The sequence below is a fragment of the Lysinibacillus sp. NPDC093216 genome (genome assembly GCF_050280325.1).
Taxonomy (GTDB): domain Bacteria; phylum Bacillota; class Bacilli; order Bacillales_A; family Planococcaceae; genus Lysinibacillus.
The window spans coordinates 21,795-37,904 of sequence record NZ_JBNNVB010000004.1; the positions used below are offsets into that span (position 1 = coordinate 21,795).

Below are 16,110 nucleotides of genomic sequence, written 5' to 3' on the forward strand. Positions count from 1 at the left end.
CCTATCATTTTGGCATAATATTTTTATCGAATATTTTTGTAGGGATTGCAATGGTACAACAAGCATTTGGAACATCGACTATGCCATTGATTCTACTTTCAACTGGTGCTGTACTCAGCAGCATATAAGCTTGTTCACCTGTATAACCAAGCGTTTTTAAATACTCAATGGCATTCAAGCATGCCCGACGAAACGCAAGATTAGCATCTAAATAATGTTGTTTCCCATCCTTATTATCTACTGAAATCCCTTGGAAAACGAGGAAATCATTATAGTTTGGATCTACTGGGCCCGGTTGGAATACAGGATTTTCGTAAATTTTATAGGTTTCCATGCCACCTTTAATGACATCCACCTTTAGATCAATCCATCCTGCCATCTCGATACCACCACAAAATGTGATTTCTCCATCCCCTTGTGAAAAATGAAGATCGCCTACCGATAACTTCGCTCCCTCCACAAATACTGGGAAGAAGATTTTCGATCCTTTAGATAGATTTTTAATATCACAGTTCCCGCCATTTTCCCTTGATGGTACTGTTCGAGCTCCTTCCTTAGCTACTCGATCAAACTCAGCCCCTTTTAATGTGCCGAGCACTGCCCTCTCCGGAGTCGGTGCATTTGCCAACGTCGGAACCCGGTCCGGGTTGGTCATGATGAGTTCTTTTTCTCGTGCATTCCATTTTTGCAAAAGTTCCATAGAGGGAGCAACGCCTATTAAGCCAGGATGGATAATCCCAGCAAACTTCACACCAGGTATATGTCTCGAAGTCGTATAAATGCCTTCAAAATCCCAGATTGATTTAGCTGCTTCTGGAAATTCATCAACTAAGAAACTTCCCCCATTCTCTCTTGCGAAAATGCCGTTAAACCCCCACGCCGAATCTTGAAAAGTACCAATATCTAAAATATCTACGACTAATAAATCTCCAGGTTCAACGCCGTTCACATAGACCGGTCCACTCAACACATGAACACGTGCAAGATTCACATCTCGAATATCATTTGGACTATCATCATTTTTAATTTGTCCATCTGTCCAGTCTTTACATTCCATTCTAAAAGAAGTGCCTGGATCTACTGAAAATGCTGCTGGTATGTCTGGGTGCCATCGATTGTGACCAGGATGCGCCTGCTCTTCCATTGATTTGCTTAAATCTAGTTTGTACAGAGTTTTCACCATTTGATTTACTCCCCCTAGTTTCTATGTAAGTGATGTATGCGATTTCATATTATCAAGGATAAAAAATAATGTCAAATTATTTCGAAAATTCTATCTTTCGGTTAAGCAACCAAAAACTAGAATGAATTGAGGGCAGTCAAATGGATTATTTCTTATTTAAAAACCTCACACATTCAGTATCTCCTTTAACCCATCACAATCCACGGAATATTCTGATTATTTACTAGAAAAATGGATGCGAACAACTATTTATATATAGTTGGATTATTTAATTTCTTTGTCATTTATTGTGCATCTAAAAATGGTTTGTAACTAGGATTATTAATCTTTCCTTTTTTATGCAAATATGTACCGACAATAACGTACAGTATTAACATTGGAACGCCAATGTAGAATGAAAATCTCGTATCTGGACTGTAGGCTGTGTCTATAAGATTTACGGCCATGTATCGAAGGAATTAGAGGAGCAGTCTGTAACATAACATTAGAACGGCATAAATGCTGTTAAATCAATGGTTATTCTAAATAGCGTGCCATTTCCTCTGCAATCAATAAAAAAATGATAAAGAGTGCTTAAGATTTTCCTACAAAAAATATCCAGCTACACTTACGTGCACTCTGGATATTTTATTACTAAATTATATATTTATTGTTTGTTGAATAAGGCTTGTTAACGTATTAACACCTTTTTGTACTAAATGGACACCATCCGGAGCAAAAAACTCTGGATGATTAATTGCAACCGAATGCCAATCAATCAATGTAATATTATCATGCTCTTGAGCTTTTTGTTGTAATGAAGAGTTTACATTACTTTCCCATGAGCGCGGTACTCGAGTATTCACTAAATAAATATCGGCATTGGAGAATGCTTTAAGTAGTGCATCGATCTGATCATCCGTAAAGTAACCATTTGTGCCAAGTTGAATAATAACCGCTTTATTTGGCTCATTAAAACTAGCATAATTTGGTGCCAGTTGGACAGCTTGTGAAACTTGGCGACCAATTTTTGCATCAATTGTAATGTTAGGATAGACATTATGTAAGCTTGTAGCAATATCTATCATTAAAGAATCTCCAATAGCTAATATACCATTATAGGGTTCATTAGGATTAGCAGTTGTATCATTCTTTCCTTGCTTAGGTTCTTCTTTGTCCGGTTGATGGTTAGTTTCAGTTTTTTCATTCTTAACAATCGATGAATCGCTTTCCGTTGTTTCTTTTTCCGCTACGGTAACATTTTGCTTAGAAGGTTGTTCTCCACCATTTATTTTAATTTCTGTTGGCTTAGACTCTTTTGATTCCGTTTGTTCTTTTCCTATAACGCCTGTCATTCCAGTAAAAAATACTAGAAGGAATAGTGGAACAAGCACAGTAGAAATTTTTCTAGTAAACGAAATGCTGCCCCATTTATCTTTATTAACTACAAGATATTGTCGATAATAGGAGCGGAAACCTTCTTTCCTTATTGGCATTTCAATAAAACGATACGAAAATTCTGCAATAATCAAAATAAGAACTAGCTGTATAGCAACTCGCCAGTACGTAGGATTACCTATTTCGTGGACTGGAGTACCCAACACCATGATTGGATAATGCCATAGATAAATTCCATATGATCTTGAACCAATCCAACGTAGAGGTTTCAAAGAAAGTAATTTTCCTAAAATGCTAATTGGATGACAAACACACGCTATTAATATAGCTGCATTCAAACAAAATAGGAACATGCCTCCTCTATATAAGAAAGTTTGATATTCATTTACAAAAATAATACTTAATATGAAAATACTAAAAGCAAGCAAACTTATAGCATTTAGTTTATTAACATGGTCAGTAGTTAGTTTTTGAGAAGATAGTCTTTTCATCGGCCAAACGAGAGCAAGCCAGCAGCCTATAAGTAATTCAAAGGAACGTGTATCTGTCCCGTAATATATACGACTAGGATCAGCTCCTGGCTCATACAGTAAGCCCATTAACACAGCTGAACATAATGCACCGATAAAGATAAAAATGGCTAATTTACTCTGTTTTTTAACAAGATAAAGCCCTAGCATTAACAGAATTGGCCAAATAAGATAAAATTGTTCCTCAATTGCTAAAGACCATAAATTTTTTATAGGTGAAGGGGATCCAAAACTGTCGAAATAAGAGAGCTTATGGAAAATGAACCACCAATTACTTGAATAAAAAATAGAAGATATTGCATCTCCGCGCAATGTATGAAGAAGTTCCTTATGAAATAAGGTAGCCCAAGCGAATGAAGTAATAATCATTACGTACGCAGCAGGTAGTAGGCGTCGAAATCGTCCAATCCAAAATTCTCCTAGCCCTACTTTTAATTGATTTCCTTGTAAAGGTAAAATAGTAGAGGTTATTAAGTAACCCGATAAAACAAAAAAGATATCAACTCCTAGGAACCCTCCACTGGCCCATTTAAAGTTAAAATGATAAGCTATCACAGCTAGTACTGCTAAAGCTCGAATCCCATCTAATCCAGGGATATAACGATGATTGACTGTCTTGCCTGACATAATATTCCTTCCTCTTCTTCCGATAATCTACAAACCTTTTTTATAGTGTAAATTTTAGTATTAAGTCAATATCGTCCCCTTTTAACTAATGATTCAGTGCATTCACTTATATAAATGACGGATGAGTATAAATAAAAGTTTACATCTAATGATATTTATTAATTATCCCTCGGCATAATTGCCGCTTTCGCGCAGAAAACATTTGCCGCTGTCGTTTCGCTTTCGCGCAGAAAACATTTGCTGATAGAAGTTTAATATTCTTTTTGATCACATAAACAACTCGGAAATAACTTCTCATATGTATGTTTTCCTTCATTCTTTTAAAATAAAGGTTAATCTTATTCATATTTTATCCATCAAAAAAGCATCTCCAAAATGGTAGATGCTTAGCGTATTTCGCCTATTGCATATGCCGCTTTAAAACTTTTACAACTCTTCGTCAAATCTTTATGTGCTGACTCGAAAATTATAAGGCAAGAAATGAATAATTAAAAGGCTTAACAACTATTTTTTCTAAAACAAATTCCTGGTATTTTTGCTAACAATCATTCAATTTTCATACTTTGTCCAAAAAATGATTAAGTGCTACATCTAAACAAAAATTGGCAAAAAGAAGACTATAAAAAAGTCCAGCTTTTTGCCAATCCAAAAAATCTATTTTTTATTTTCCTGTATTGAAGGATTTTGATATAGCTTTTCCTATTACAGCAATTGTACGATTCAATTCTTCTTCTGTATTGTCAATTCCACCTATTTCGATTAATATCATTTCTTTTGTTAAATCTTGATTATAACGTCCATCCACATTGTCACCACTTTTTGATATAACACCTCTGGAAATTTTCGGCACAATTTCATTCATAGTAGCTGATAGACTTTCTGCATAAGCAGTATTCCATCTATAATTCTTATGCTCTGCACCAATGACAATCGCAATCCTTGCATACGATTCGTTATTATGGGTTATCGTTGTCGCATTTTTCTTGGCAGAATCTCGATGAAAATCAATCACTAAATCATAGGATTGCTCTTGTAAACGTTTTGCTAAATAAGGACGTACAAAGTTATAAGAATCCGGAAAACTTTTTCCCTTAAGTTTTAGTTCCTTCATAACATCAACATCTAAAACGTCAGTTTGTATACCATTCATGCTAAAATGCTTAGAAATAGTATCTTTTAAATTATAAATATTTGTTTTTTCATCATAATAGGCCGCCTTCCCGCTAACAGCTTTCACCATTGGTTGATATGATTCCTGTGAATGCGTAAATAATAACAAGACTTTAAATGGATCTTGTGTTTGATCTTGTGTTTTATCTTGTGCTTGATCTTTTGTTTGATCTTTTGTTTGATCTTTTGTTTGATCTTTTGTTTCCTCTTTTGCTTGATTCTTTGTTTCCTCTTTTGTCTGTTCCAGTGCACTTTGTTCAGGTAAATTAGTAGCGGCAAACACGACTTGTTTATCCTCAGGTTCTTTAATCGGAGTCGATGCTTGCTTGTTGAACGGAAGTTGCCCAGCAATGACAGGTAATACGAAAAAGAACAACAATAAACCAAATGACCACTGTAGTTTTTTTAGCAAAGTCACACCCTCCTCCCCTTATCGTATGGAGGGGGTATGCCTTTTAGAACGAAAAAAATTATAGATTATTTGCCCATTTCATAAGCATAGAAGACACGATTTTTGCATACTTATCTACCCAATAATCGGCTTCCTTTGGCGTTACCATTAGCTGTGTATGCGAGCCTGCGAAAGTCTCTGCAAATAATTGCTGACGCTCTTCTTTAGACCATGTAGCCCATTCTCCAAAAATCGGCTGTACTAAAGACATATCTAGTTCTTTATTTATATCTGGTTGCCAAGACGACAATGACAATTTGGATGAAGGTTTACTTCGCTCTGCCACTCGTGCAGCTATAGAACGTAGCATTACCTCTACAGCATCCGCAATTAATACAGGTGCATCAACTACTGTTGGGATACCGATTGCGGTAACAGGAATGCCAAGCATCTCATATGATATTTCCTTACGCTGATTTCCTACACCTGAACCAGGGTGTATCCCTGTATCTGTTAATTGAATTGTTTTACATAAGCGATCACTAGCTCTCGTTGCAAGTGCGTCTACAACAATAATTAATTTAGGTTTTAGTCGCTCTGCTAACGCCGCTACAAATTCACCAGTCTCGTATCCTGTTTGCCCCGTTACACCAGGCGCATACATGACGAATTTTTCATCTATTACATCTAAACTATGCAAATGATCAATAAGATACGGTCCTATAGCATCTGGTGTAATTGTCCGATTCCCTAAACCAACAATTAAAATTTTGTCATCTTCTTTCCATGACATGGATTCATGCATTTTTTTGAAATTCGCAAGCAATTCTTTCTCAAGCTGCTCAAATCCATCCTGATCTTCTAACGTCAAAGTAGGCACAGAAAGAGTAATGTACTTCCCTTTCTTCTTTCCAATTTGCTTCTCACCTTCTGCATCGACGAGCACATCAGTGATTTTTACCCGACCAGCATTGATATCTTCAATTTGAATACCACTCGACTCTTTAAGTGTATCTTTTTGCTCTTTCGTTTGATGTAAAACTACCTCTTCAGACTCATCAATCAAATCCGTACGTTGCCAATTAAAATTTTGCATACAGTTCACCTCAACTGTAGTTTGTTCAAACTGTCAAGTAAATATTCTTTGCATTTATCTATTGCAATTTGTCCTAGCGTTTGTTAAAATGATTTTTGTTGTATTGACACAAGAAATCAATGAGAAGATATCATCTCGTACCTATTTTAGGAGGTGAAACATATGCCAAACATTAAATCTGCGATTAAACGCGTAAAAGTTAACGAAAAAGCTAACGCTGCTAACACTCAAGCTAAATCTGCAATGCGTACTACAGTGAAAAAAGCTGAGAACGCTGTTGCTGCTAAAGCTGAAAACGCACAAGAACTTTTACAAGCAGCTTACAAATCTTTAGATAAAGCAGCTTCAAAAGGACTTATCCACAAAAACGCGGCGGCTCGTAAAAAGTCTCGCCTTGCTAAAAAAGCGTAATTGTTATAAAAGATCAGTTTACTCTATTAAGAGTAGCTGATCTTTTTAATTTACAAGAAAATTAATTACACCTTGATAAAGCTGCGCCTATTGCTTCGGACAGCTCATCAATAGATGTTTTCTTCTACACAATCCTTAAAGCCGACGTAGTAAAAAGAGTTCTAAATAACGCTCACGATTGCCTCCAGTTGATTTCAGTTGTAAATCAACCTCTGCTAACTGATATAACGCCTTCAATAAACTTTCCTCTGATGGACGATTACGCTGCTCAACCGTCAACTTGACACGATAAGGATGTATTTTTAAATTTTTTGCGATTTGCTGTGGATGATAGCCCTTTTTTAATAAATAAAACACATTGGACATCGTACGTACATTTGATGCAAGCAAACCGACAAGCATGATAGGCTCTTGCTTTTGACGTAGTAAATCGTGATAAATAGACAGTGCCCCTACAGAATCGTTTGCAAAATAAGCATTTAACATTTTGAAGGCATCCTGTTCTAACGTTTTTGCCACTAAATCCTCAACTAGCGTAGCCGTTATTTCACCGCCATCTCCTATATAAAGGGTTAGCTTCTCAATTTCCATTTGCAACTGTAGCATATTCGATCCAACCATTGCGACAAGCTGCTCAATCGCATTTTGTGTAATGCGGTTGCCCTCTGCTTTAACTCTACTCTGTATCCACACAGCTAAGTCCTGCTCCTTTGGTGTTTCAGCTTGGACTAATAACGCATGCTCCTTCATCATCTTTGTCACTTTTTTACGTTCATCCAATTTTTCATAAGGTGCGATAAAAACTGTAACTGAAAAATCAGAAGGATTAGCAAGCCATGTTTCTAAGCGTTTAATATCATGGTCAATTTTTTCTTTTCCTTTTTCAGTTGCCTTTAAAAAGGATGCGTTTTTAGCAATGATAAGCTTTCGCTCAGAGAAAAAAGGAATTGTATCTGCTTCATCCATAACGGCATCCACTGGCATTTCTTCCAAATCAAATGTTGACATCTCTATCTCTTCTTCGGGGCCTATCGCTTCTTTTAACCGTTTAACTGTTTCATCTATAAAATAACCTTCCTCACCAACGAGTAAATACACTGGTGAGAGCTCTCCTTTTTTGATATTATTCCAAACCGTTGAAATCATAATTTTCCCTCCATCTAGCAATACTACTAGTATACATGATTTGAAATTCCTTTGTGACTTTGACCGAATTGTGTCGATTCTTTGCCACATGGTAAATTCTCCGTTTCGATATAGCTTTTATGAAAACGATGTCTTATAATAAATAACAGAATTGGAGGGATAACAATGAATCCATTTGAAGGAAAAAACATACAATGTCGCCGTAACGATGCAACTGATTCAGGAGTTGGCTTCGGTGTATCATTTGGAATGTTTGCACTTATGTTTCTCATCGCGATAGTAGTAGAAGTAGCCTCTAAATAATTGAATGTAATGTACGAGGAAAAAGACCTTGCTCATTGGACAAGGTCTTTTCCCTTTTGCACAGACCAACTATTGCCACGAATTCTTACTTCAATCGTCCCATCTATTCCAGTTGTTAAAGTAGCTAAATTTCGACTTGTAAAACGCTCCACTACCTCACCATGCGGATGACGATAGCGGTTATTTAGTCCCGCGCTGAAAATGGTTAATTCAGGCCGTAACAGCTCTACAAAAGGCTCCATACTCGATGTTTTGCTGCCATGGTGTCCAGCCTTCAACACTGTCATATTCGCTAATTGCTTGTTGTAAAGATGGATAAGCTCCTGTTCACCATATTCCTCTAAGTCACCCGTAAACAATGCTCGAAATGACCCCTGTTGCATATATAAAACAATTGAATCATCATTCCCCTCATAAAGAGTGTCACGGGGCCATAAATAATAAAAACTAGTTTTTCCTATGCGCCATGCAGTTCCCCGCATTTTTTCTTTCACAGAAACTTTTTGCTTCTTGGCTTCCATCAGTAAATCCCGCATAACAGGCTTATCCATCGAACCAGGAGTGAGATGAATTTCATGCATATTAATCTCTTGCAAAATCTCTTCAGCTCCCTCTACGTGATCAGCATCCGCATGAGTGGCGATAAAAATATCAATGTTTCGTATCCCTTTTCCTTTCATAAATGGTACCACAACTTGTCTCCCAACCTCATATGGGCTTTCTGAAGTCTTCCATATCTCCTGTTCAAAGCGTAGTACGCCGCCTGAATCAATAACATACACAGCCCTTCTAAACGGTAATTCTATAACTGTACAATCACCCTGACCAACGTTTAAAAATGTCAGCTTAGTATCGGTAAACAACATCGGTGATAAATGAATACACAATGCAGGAATAAACATGACAACTGCAAATTTACCATACTGTTTTATCTCTATAAAATAGAAGCCCGCTAATATGCTGATCAATGCTACGCAAATAAGCCATATAGCAGGCTGCCCTGGCGACCACATCTGAAACGGCAATTCCTGAAGATATAAAATAAACTTTGTAAGCCACACACGGAACGGCTCGTATCCAACAAACAAAGCTTTCGCTACTGGCATCGATATAATCGTTATGACAAACAAGACAATATTAAAAGGCAAAATAACAAGGGAAAACAGTGGTACGAAAATAATATTCGCTAAAAATGAAGAAATAGAAATTTCATAAAAATGATGGAGTAATAATGGATAAACAAGAAGCTGGCATACAAATGTAATGAAAAATGAACGGATTAACCAGTTCGTGGATCGTCTTAAAATGACACCCGAATAGACGAGACTAACCGTTGCTAAATATGACAATTGAAAGCCAATCTGATAAATGACACCTGGTTCAAGTAGGACAAAACAAAGAAAGCTAATTGCTAGGGCATCGTCAATCGATATTTGCCACCTAGCGTAACGCATCAGCATGATTAATTCTACAACAGATACTGCGCGCCATACGGAAGGCGCACCACCCGCAATCACCCCGTAGATAGGTAAAATGATGAGTAAAACTAAGGTCGCCATTTCCTTCCGTACGCCTAGACGTAAAAGGCCTTCAAAAAACAACCATGAGACAAGTGCCACATGTAAACCAGAGATAGCAAATATATGGGTGATACCAAGCTTTTGATAGGCCCTTTGAAGCTCATAATCGACTTGATCCTGCAATCCTATTAGAAGCGCTTGTGCCTCTGCAACTAGTGAATCCGGGAATGTTGTTTCAATATGTTTTTTCATATAGTGTCTCTGTTTAGCAAGAAACGAACGTATAGATTTTTTCTCTTCAATAAAGGTCCAGCTTGAAACTTCAAATATTCCCCTAGCACCTTTACTGATTAAATATTTTTCCATAGAAAACGCATATGCATGTGCAGGTGGAAGAGGGGCTACAAGTTCTCCTTGAACTAGATAGGTCCTGCCTGTCAATGAAGTAGTTTCATACAAGCTTTTCTCTTCTTCTGATGAAAATGTATAGACGACATACAGTTTCTCACCAGTTTCAGTTTTGACAAAGCCTCTAAGCTTTTGACCATTTATTTTATATTCACTCGTCCAAGTTATTGAGAATGTTGACGGTAGAGGGGAAGATTCCGTCAGTTGAAATGTTACGATGAAGAAATAAGAAAGAAATCCAATGGCTATAACAAGCGCTGAAATTAAACGCCTTTCACCTTTCAATTTAAGCCATAACGCGAAAAGTAGAAGAATAGCGAGTAGCCAAGCTGACTTGTGTGCCGCTATTGAAGCAACAAGTACAGCTAGTGCTACGTAAATACATTTATGCTTTAAAGCTTTTTGCCAAATAATGCACTCACCTTCTGTTCATATGGGAGCAATTTTTCTGCAGGCATACCACTCTCACGAAGCTCGTTTAGCATGTCTATGTACAAGGCTAATTTTTCATCGCTTAAAAAGTCGATTTTACGTTCATCAAACGGAACGTGTACAACCTCTACACCTGCTTTTTTAAATAGTTCTTGTGCATAAGGGTTATTTTTATAATCAGTAGCGTAATACACTCGTTCAATACCTGCTTGAATAATAGATTTCGTACATGGTAGACACGGGAAATGTGTAACATATAAGTCTGCACCTTTTGTAGGCGTACCATATTTAGCACATTGTAGCAGTGCATTCATCTCGGCATGCACTGTACGCACACAATGGTTCTCAACAACATAGCAGCCATTTTCAATACAATGTTCATCACCTGTAATTGAACCGTTATAACCACCTGCTATAATTCGCTTATCTCTAACGACAGTTGCTCCTACTGCAAGCCTTGTACATGTACTACGTAATGCGAGTAAATGGCTTTGCGCCATGAAAAATTGATCCCAAGTAATTCGCTCCATATGACTACCTCCATAAATTAATAAGCTGTTCGTTTTGCAACAGTCTTTTTATACTATAGTGTAGCCCTTTTTGAAAAGAAACGTCAATATCTCAAAATTTCCTGCCATTACTTAACGGTAATGAAATCCTTCAGCTTCTCAAACGTTTTTTCGCCAATACCACTCACTTTTTTTAAGTCCTCAATTGTTTTAAAGCCACCATTCTCCTCACGATACGAAATAATGCTTTGAGCCTTAGATGGACCAATACCTGATAATGTCGTAAGTGCAGCTTCATCTGCTTTATTTAAATTAACCTTTTGATCTTTTACGCCGTTGACACCTTGTGATGCTCCACTAGTAGGCATCATCAAGATATTAGAGGTAATATCGTTAGGCTTTTCACCCTTTATCGGAATGTAAATAACCATCTCATCCTCAACTTTTTGTGCATGATTAATGAGTTGCGTATCAGCATTCTGCGTATAGCCTCCTGCAAGCTGTACTGCATCTATAATTCGCTGGTCAGTCTGCAGCTCATAGACGCCTGGATACATAACAGCACCCTTTATATCAACAAATACCTGCTGTATGACCGCTTCATCAACAGATTCTTTCATATCAGTTTGTTCAATAGGTTGGATTGTTTCGATGAGCTCTTCTTGGGGAGGTGAAGAGTCAGATCTCGAAAAAAAGAAGTAACAAAGTCCACTGATTACTAGTATGCCGGGGAGCAACATACTTTTTTTGTACTTTTGCCAAAAAGATTGGATCATCAAATAACATCCTTTCCTTTGCAAAAGGTAATCATATGGAGTCTATTTCATCTTACAATATCATTCAAGTGTTGAAAAGATAAATTATCTATTAAGACAAAAACGAAGGCATCCCTGAGCTGCAGTTTTGAGATTTATCGAGAACTTTTAATTGTTTATCGACCAACTTTATCGATTTATCTACCAACTTTTTTAATTTATCTACCAACTTTCGAAAAATGTCGACATCTACCTTCATGCAACACTATCTGACCGCACTAATAATTTGCGTATAAAAATTTTCACATCAAAAAAGCGCGAGAAATCAACGTTTCTAAATTGATTTCTCGCACTTTTTAAGGTTTCGACCAGTTATATCCCAGCCTCTTTTCAACATTACTTTCTACAAGCGTTATTCTGCTAAGATATCTTTAAATTTCGCTTGAAGCTCAGTCGTTAAGATTCCCTCATTGTAAAAATGACGAATAAACACATTTTGCATCATATCATCCTCTTGAGTTGGATCCATCTGCATTAAAATATGATTAATCTTCTCCGCGAGCTGTACTGGATTGGCATACATTGTATTCCATGCGCGAACCTTTAACTCTAAATCCGTACCGAGGGCCGCCTCCTCCAAGTCCTGTATTGGTACTGGCTCACTAAAATGTGCATACGGGTCTTCATATGTATCTGTATGTAAAAAATGAATACAATCATCTAATTTTTCTGCCACACGTATTGTATCCACAAAAACGCCTTGATCATTTTCATATAGATTGCTATTTTCTAAAATTAAAAACGGTGCTTGTTGCTGAATCCCGATTACTCGTTTTTTTAATTGAGGTGTAATAAAGATTAAGCCACTCTCTAGCTGCAATGTTTGAACGTACGTAGAAAAATTACCGTTTTCAGCAAAATCACTATATGTTTTTGGGCGATAATAAAATTCAGCGTCTAACTCCTCTGCTTCAATCGTCCATTCCACTTCTGGACAATCAAAAATAACACGTAGTGCCATTCCATTCGCTGTTTTTCTGAGCTCATCATAAATATAAAACTGCTCTGGTTCTACTTGACCTACTTCACTTAAAATATTGTTAAACGTTAGAGAAATGATTGACTTTGCAGTAAAGCCCCCTGCCATATCAAATGTTAATTCTACTTGAGTAGCATTACGGCGAATACTAACTATTGTTGCATCATGAAGGCTTTGCTCAAAGACCTCTCTTTCCTTTGGTTCTATATAAGCTAACGATTTCTGCTTTTCTTCATATGCCGCATCGAGAATATTTTCAAATAGCTGCTCCTGTTCATTTCTCCATCCTAAAAAATCTTCTCGTACATGTTTAGGAACATTTGGTGTATTCAACGTACGATCTAAAACATATGTATGAAATCGCAGTGGTAAATAGTTCATTAAACTATCGCGTATTACATCTAACTCCTGCTTCTTTTCCTTAAATGGATCAATATCATTTTCCTTTGCATAAGCAAGGTAATCTGTCCACTCTTCATCAGATTCGTAAATAAATAGTTTCATCGCATTTTCATACATTCTTTTTTCACGCAATGATAAATGCCACATAATTTCAGCTCCTTTTAATTAGGTTGTAAGATAACAGAAATATTTTTTCGAAAATTAGTGTTATTTGCGAAACAAAATAAACACCGGAAAGTAAAAACAGCTCGCTGGTAAGTTTACCAGCGAGCTGTTTTACTATTTTACCGCACGGATAAACATGCGTTCACTTTCATATTCAGGGCCTTCATCAGTAAAATCTGCTGTTACTTCTACTTGTTGAAAGCCAATTTCCTGAAGCCACGCCATATATTGCTCCATCGAGAATGTACGTTGGTTATGCTCCTCATCAAAGCGTTCATACAGATCACTCGCAGCATCACGCACATAAAACGTCATTTGGTGGACAACGGAATGTTCAAAATCGCCAGGTTCCGTATGCCATACATAGCTAATATCACCATCGTCATACGTAAACGGTCCGTCTAAAAATATATCATTCATTTTAAATAATGAATGTACGTCAAAAAACAGCTGGCCTCCATCACGTAAAGCACCATAAATGCGTTCTAATGTTGAATAAACTGCTTTTTCTTCCACTACATAATTCAGCGAATCAATAGCAATCGTTACAACGTCAAGCGCCTCAAAGCCCTCTAATTCATCCATCGACAGACAATAGAGAGGCACATGTAATCCTGCACCAGCAAAGCGCTCTGCGGCAATTGAGAGCATATCTTCCGACAAGTCAATTCCACTTACCTTGTAACCTGCCTGCGCAAACAGCAGGCCAAGCACACCTGTACCACAGCCGATATCTAAAAGATTCGGGAATTGACTGCTCGGTGCATGCTGCAAAACCCAATCCACATAAAGATTGTAAGGGATATCGGTTTGCAGCTCATCATACACGTGTGCAAATCGTTCGTAACTACTCACACTTAAGCCTCTGGCATGTCTAGTTGCGGTGCATCGCCCCATAGACGCTCTAAGTTATAATAAGCACGTTCATCTTTATGGAATACATGCGCTACTACATCTCCAAGATCGACAAGCACCCAGCGTGCTCCATCAAAGCCTTCTACACGGCGAATTTCATAGCCCTCTTTTTCTGCTATCTCTTGTAATTCACGTGCGATTGCTTGCACTTGGCGGTCAGAATTACCATGGGCAATAATAAAGTAATCTGCTAAAAGTGAAATGCCTTGCATATTTAAAACGACAATATCCTCACCATGTTTGTCGTCAATTGCTTTGTAAGCTGCTTGTAATAAAGTTGAAGTCATCCTTCACTGTCCTCTCTTTTTATCATATCGTTGTAACATTCTATTGATAATGGATAAATTGGTTGTTTTGTGTCAATTAAAAATGCCAATGTATGGCGCACACAAGCACTCATCGCTTTATCCAAATTTTTCTTTGCTTTTTTTCGCAGACGATCAACACCATCAAATTTACGATTAGGTTCAATCATATCTGCAACAAAAATAATTTTTTCTAGACGGCTCATGCCCACGCGTCCTGTTGTATGAAAACGAATAGCATTTAACATATCCTCATCTTTAATGCCAAATTCGCTTTCTGCAATATATGCACCTACTGGACCATGCAGTAATTCACTACCCCAGCCAATAAGGCGAGCATCTAATTTTTCATCACGGACGATGTTCTCCATCCATTCGATATCTGCATATTTCGCAATATCGTGAAGGATGGCAGCTATCTCAGCCTTTTTTTCATCCTCACCATATAATGTTGCTAGCTCAATGGCTGTTTCCATTACACCAATGGTATGAATATAGCGCTTCTCAGGCATGCGTGGCTTAATCGCCGCCAAGTACTGTTCGCGTTCCATATAGACCTTCCTCTCGTATGAACGTCTCTACCGCTTCAGGCAGTAAAAATGTAACCGTTCCTCCAGTAGCAAGTCGTTCACGAATCAGTGTGGACGATAAATCGATTTGGGGAGCTTCCACCATTACTATAGGGTACTCTGTAGTGGCCACTGTTCCTGGACGCTTTACTCCTACAAATTGCACAAGCTTCACTAATTCATCAATACAGTACCATGTATGAAGCGAATCAATCATGTCGCCTCCAATGATAAAGTAAAACTTCACATTAGGCTCACTTATACACATCGCAGAAAGTGTCTTATATGAATAGGATACGCCACCCTTCTCCACCTCATACGACTCCACAGAAAAATACGGATATGGACTTATTGCACGCTTTACCATTTCAAGGCGTTCCTCATCGCTAGCATCATGACGTGCGAACTTATGTGGTGGCAACGCATTGGGCATAAAGCGAACTTCATCTAGATCTAATGCATGCAGTACTTCATTAGCCATCATTAAATGTCCATTATGTGGTGGATTAAACGTACCTCCCAGTAAACCGACCCTTTTCATCGTCTCACCTTATTTCGTTGCTTTTGGTAATGCAATCTTTTTATGATTGCGTGATTCTTTATATAAAACAACTGTCAGACCGATTAATTGCACAAGCTCTGCATGAGCACCTTTAGCAAGTGCTTCTGCAACTTCATGCTTATCCTCTTCACAGTTATCTAAAATACGTACCTTAATCAACTCTCGTACTTCTAATGCTTCACGGATTTGCTTTGTCATTTCGTCATTAACGCCGCCTTTTCCTACTTGGAAAATCGGTGTTAAATGATGTGCTTCTGCACGTAAAAAACGTTTTTGTTTACCTGTTAACATAAAA

At 37.5% G+C, this 16,110-nt stretch carries 16 protein-coding genes; 2 read left to right on the forward strand and 14 right to left on the reverse strand.

Translation table 11 applies throughout. From position 1 onward, the window contains the following. Positions 1 to 4: 4 nt before the first annotated feature. The 4 genes from fmdA to gpr form a co-directional block, all read right to left on the reverse strand. Positions 5 to 1,183, reverse strand: a complete 1,179-nt coding sequence (fmdA, locus tag ACQKOG_RS06285) for a formamidase (protein ID WP_427445663.1) — start codon at positions 1,181 to 1,183, stop codon at positions 5 to 7. 638 nt (positions 1,184 to 1,821) lie between these two features. Continuing rightward, positions 1,822 to 3,717 carry an acyltransferase family protein gene (locus tag ACQKOG_RS06290; RefSeq protein ID WP_427445665.1) on the reverse strand — a complete coding sequence of 632 codons (1,896 nt, stop codon included), beginning with the start codon at positions 3,715 to 3,717 and terminating at the stop codon, positions 1,822 to 1,824. A gap of 661 nt (positions 3,718 to 4,378) precedes the next feature. After that, positions 4,379 to 5,305, reverse strand: coding sequence for a stage II sporulation protein P (gene spoIIP, locus ACQKOG_RS06295; protein ID WP_427445667.1), 927 nt, complete (start codon positions 5,303 to 5,305; stop codon positions 4,379 to 4,381). A gap of 52 nt (positions 5,306 to 5,357) precedes the next feature. Further along, on the reverse strand, positions 5,358 to 6,374 hold the full coding sequence (gene gpr, locus ACQKOG_RS06300) for a GPR endopeptidase (RefSeq protein ID WP_402870355.1): 1,017 nt from the start codon (positions 6,372 to 6,374) through the stop codon (positions 5,358 to 5,360). Positions 6,375 to 6,536: 162 nt separating this feature from the next. On the opposite strand from gpr, the gene rpsT reads away from it, so the two are divergent. Beyond that, complete coding sequence (rpsT, locus tag ACQKOG_RS06305; RefSeq protein WP_142508923.1) at positions 6,537 to 6,785, forward strand: 30S ribosomal protein S20; 249 nt, start codon at positions 6,537 to 6,539, stop codon at positions 6,783 to 6,785. A gap of 135 nt (positions 6,786 to 6,920) precedes the next feature. Here the strand turns inward: rpsT and holA are convergent, their stop codons facing one another. Then, positions 6,921 to 7,931, reverse strand: a complete 1,011-nt coding sequence (gene holA, locus ACQKOG_RS06310; protein ID WP_427445670.1) for a DNA polymerase III subunit delta — start codon at positions 7,929 to 7,931, stop codon at positions 6,921 to 6,923. Positions 7,932 to 8,096: 165 nt separating this feature from the next. Here holA and ACQKOG_RS06315 point away from each other — a divergent pair, with 165 nt between their 5' ends. Continuing rightward, positions 8,097 to 8,234, forward strand: a complete 138-nt coding sequence (locus ACQKOG_RS06315; protein WP_142508925.1) for a YqzM family protein — start codon at positions 8,097 to 8,099, stop codon at positions 8,232 to 8,234. A gap of 32 nt (positions 8,235 to 8,266) precedes the next feature. Here the strand turns inward: ACQKOG_RS06315 and ACQKOG_RS06320 are convergent, their stop codons facing one another. The 9 genes from ACQKOG_RS06320 to yhbY form a co-directional block, all read right to left on the reverse strand. Continuing rightward, positions 8,267 to 10,447 carry a DNA internalization-related competence protein ComEC/Rec2 gene (locus ACQKOG_RS06320; RefSeq protein WP_402870352.1) on the reverse strand — a complete coding sequence of 727 codons (2,181 nt, stop codon included), beginning with the start codon at positions 10,445 to 10,447 and terminating at the stop codon, positions 8,267 to 8,269. A 107-nt stretch (positions 10,448 to 10,554) separates the two neighbouring features. After that, positions 10,555 to 11,124, reverse strand: a complete 570-nt coding sequence (locus ACQKOG_RS06325) for a ComE operon protein 2 (protein WP_402870350.1) — start codon at positions 11,122 to 11,124, stop codon at positions 10,555 to 10,557. A gap of 107 nt (positions 11,125 to 11,231) precedes the next feature. Continuing rightward, the gene (locus ACQKOG_RS06330) at positions 11,232 to 11,879 is read right to left on the reverse strand and encodes a helix-hairpin-helix domain-containing protein (RefSeq protein ID WP_402870348.1); all 648 of its coding nucleotides are present in this window, start codon (positions 11,877 to 11,879) and stop codon (positions 11,232 to 11,234) included. 391 nt (positions 11,880 to 12,270) lie between these two features. Further along, on the reverse strand, positions 12,271 to 13,446 hold the full coding sequence (locus ACQKOG_RS06335) for a DUF4085 family protein (RefSeq protein ID WP_427445674.1): 1,176 nt from the start codon (positions 13,444 to 13,446) through the stop codon (positions 12,271 to 12,273). Positions 13,447 to 13,578: 132 nt separating this feature from the next. After that, a complete protein-coding gene (locus tag ACQKOG_RS06340) occupies positions 13,579 to 14,319 on the reverse strand; it encodes a class I SAM-dependent DNA methyltransferase (RefSeq protein ID WP_402870342.1) in 741 nt (246 codons plus the stop codon). A gap of 2 nt (positions 14,320 to 14,321) precedes the next feature. Beyond that, positions 14,322 to 14,666, reverse strand: coding sequence for a ribosome silencing factor (gene rsfS, locus ACQKOG_RS06345; RefSeq protein ID WP_370079516.1), 345 nt, complete (start codon positions 14,664 to 14,666; stop codon positions 14,322 to 14,324). Continuing rightward, positions 14,663 to 15,235, reverse strand: a complete 573-nt coding sequence (gene yqeK, locus ACQKOG_RS06350; protein ID WP_402870339.1) for a bis(5'-nucleosyl)-tetraphosphatase (symmetrical) YqeK — start codon at positions 15,233 to 15,235, stop codon at positions 14,663 to 14,665. Before yqeK ends, rsfS begins: the two co-directional genes overlap by 4 nt. After that, positions 15,204 to 15,794, reverse strand: coding sequence for a nicotinate-nucleotide adenylyltransferase (locus ACQKOG_RS06355; protein ID WP_370079518.1), 591 nt, complete (start codon positions 15,792 to 15,794; stop codon positions 15,204 to 15,206). The genes yqeK and ACQKOG_RS06355 overlap by 32 nt, the downstream gene beginning before the upstream one ends. 9 nt (positions 15,795 to 15,803) lie before the next feature. After that, entirely contained in the window at positions 15,804 to 16,106 is a 303-nt protein-coding gene (gene yhbY / locus ACQKOG_RS06360; protein ID WP_323653381.1) for a ribosome assembly RNA-binding protein YhbY, read from the reverse strand. Between the last annotated feature and the right edge of the window lie 4 nt (positions 16,107 to 16,110).